Source organism: Magnetospirillum fulvum MGU-K5 (genome assembly GCF_000442515.1).
Taxonomy (GTDB): Bacteria; Pseudomonadota; Alphaproteobacteria; order Rhodospirillales; family Magnetospirillaceae; genus Phaeospirillum; species Phaeospirillum fulvum_B.
This window is the reverse complement of record NZ_AQPH01000149.1, coordinates 1-1,749: the sequence shown is the minus strand read 5'-3', so window position 1 is coordinate 1,749 and position 1,749 is coordinate 1. Positions and strand designations below refer to the sequence as shown.

3 protein-coding genes are annotated in these 1,749 nt (G+C 57.5%); 2 read left to right on the top strand and 1 reads right to left on the bottom strand.

Annotation, left to right across the window (positions count from 1 at the left end):
* The first annotated feature begins 39 nt into the window (after positions 1–39).
* Positions 40–357, top strand: a complete 318-nt coding sequence (locus tag K678_RS17290) for a HigA family addiction module antitoxin (protein WP_021133778.1) — start codon at positions 40–42, stop codon at positions 355–357.
* A gap of 128 nt (positions 358–485) precedes the next feature.
* Here K678_RS17290 and K678_RS17285 read toward each other — a convergent pair whose 3' ends face one another.
* A complete protein-coding gene (locus tag K678_RS17285) occupies positions 486–734 on the bottom strand; it encodes a hypothetical protein (protein ID WP_021133777.1) in 249 nt (82 codons plus the stop codon).
* A gap of 304 nt (positions 735–1,038) precedes the next feature.
* On the opposite strand from K678_RS17285, the gene K678_RS17280 reads away from it, so the two are divergent.
* The coding region (locus K678_RS17280) for an nSTAND3 domain-containing NTPase (RefSeq protein WP_021133776.1) at positions 1,039–1,749 on the top strand (711 nt) is incomplete at its 3' end.

Genomic DNA, 1,749 nt, shown 5'->3' with positions numbered 1-1,749 from the left:
GGCGCATCTGCTTTGTCTGGACGGAAGGAGGTCCGAGCTATGTCGAAATCGTCGATTACCACTGACCTGATCCCCAACCCGACGCCGGGCGAAATGCTGCTGCTCGACTTCATCGAGCCGATGGGGCTGACCCAAAACGGGCTGGCCCGCGCCATCGGCGTTCCCCCGCGCCGGATCAATGAGATTGTCCTCGGCAAGCGGGCGATTACCGCCGACACCGACCTGCGCCTCGCCCGCTATTTTGGCCTGTCTGACGGCTTTTGGATGGGCGTGCAAGCCGACTACGAATTGATGGAGCGGCGGCGGCAGATTGAAGCCGATCTTGCCGCCATTGCGCCTCGCCAAAACGCGGCATAAGGGGAACAGCCATAATCGCCGAATTTGGTTGGGGCGCGGATAACCGGGTGTGACGTGCCACGTCACATCCGCCGGATCATCGGAACAGCCTCACGGTAGGGACCGGCGACCGATCCCGAGTTGGTACATCACAGATCGCGGAGAATAATCTCGTCATCGTCAACGAAAGTGACGAGCTGACGGCGGCCGTCGGGATATTCCTTGACCACAGCATCGGGAAATTGATCGTCACCAAAATACACCGACCGACCCGCCGCCAAATGCTCTTTGGCGACATCGCCGGAATCGTTCGCCAGAGCCTGAGTGAAGGCGTCCATGAAGCGGCATTCGTCCGCTTCAGTCATGGTGTCGAGCATAGAGAAATCAAGCTGTTCCATGATCCACGCTTCCGATATCGGACGAGTGTAATCTCTCTCGAGCCCGAAGCAGGTCAATTCCGTTTTTTCTCCAGGCAAAAAGACGGATTCGGTTGCAGCACGGTCGCGACCGCTTCGCGCTCATTCTGGCCGTTCCCTCACGTTGGTGGCGATCCCAAAAGCAGGCCTTCATTCGGGTCGCGAGCCAAGTGACCTGGGCGAGAAACACCTCGTCAGCATTGACGAGTGCGGCTAATGTTCCCAATGGTGAGATTAGGGTTGAAATGTGATAGAATATCCTAAGCCATTTCTTGGAGGGGGTAGATTGACGTTTGGTTTTGACGCTCTTTCCCCTGCGGAATTTGAAGATTTGTCGCGCGACTTGCTCGGCCGTGAGCTTGGGGTTCGCTTCGAAGCGTTCGGTCCCGGTCCCGATGGTGGTGTCGATGGCCGGCACGCAGGGGCGGGGGCAAAGACCATCCTTCAGGCGAAACACTACCGCTTGTCGGATTTCGATGCGCTCGCCCGAACCATGGGAAAGGAGCGTCGGTCGATCGATCTTCTCGCTCCCGATCGTTATCTGCTCAGTACTTCCCGGCCGATGCTTCCCGCCAACAAGGACCGGCTGGCCGAGATCATCGGATCCGCGCTTCGCACGACGGCCGACATCTTCGGCTACGAGGACATCAACGCACTGTTGCGGAAGTTTCCGGAGGTCCAGAAAAGTCACGTCAAGCTATGGCTCTCGGGAGCCGGCGTGCTGGAGCGAGTGCTGCATGCCGCGACCCATAATTTTACGACGCTCATCCGCGACGACATCGTGCAGAAATTCATGGTCTATGCGGAGAATCCTAGTTTCCAGGCAGGCCGGGAAATTCTTGAGAAATACCACGTCCTGATCGTGTCTGGCCCTCCTGGCGTCGGTAAAACGACGCTCGCCGAGATGCTTTGCTACTTGTATCTAGGTGAAGAATGGGAACTTATCGCTATTCGCAGCCTTGATGATGCCTTCGCGCATATTGATGACACAAGGCGG

What these genes read in the sequence shown, in the direction of transcription:
- K678_RS17290 (WP_021133778.1), top strand. Translation starts at nt 40, where the DNA reads ATGTCGAAATCGTCGATTACCACTGACCTGATCCCCAACCCGACGCCG.
- K678_RS17285 (WP_021133777.1), bottom strand. Translation starts at nt 734, where the DNA reads ATGGAACAGCTTGATTTCTCTATGCTCGACACCATGACTGAAGCGGAC.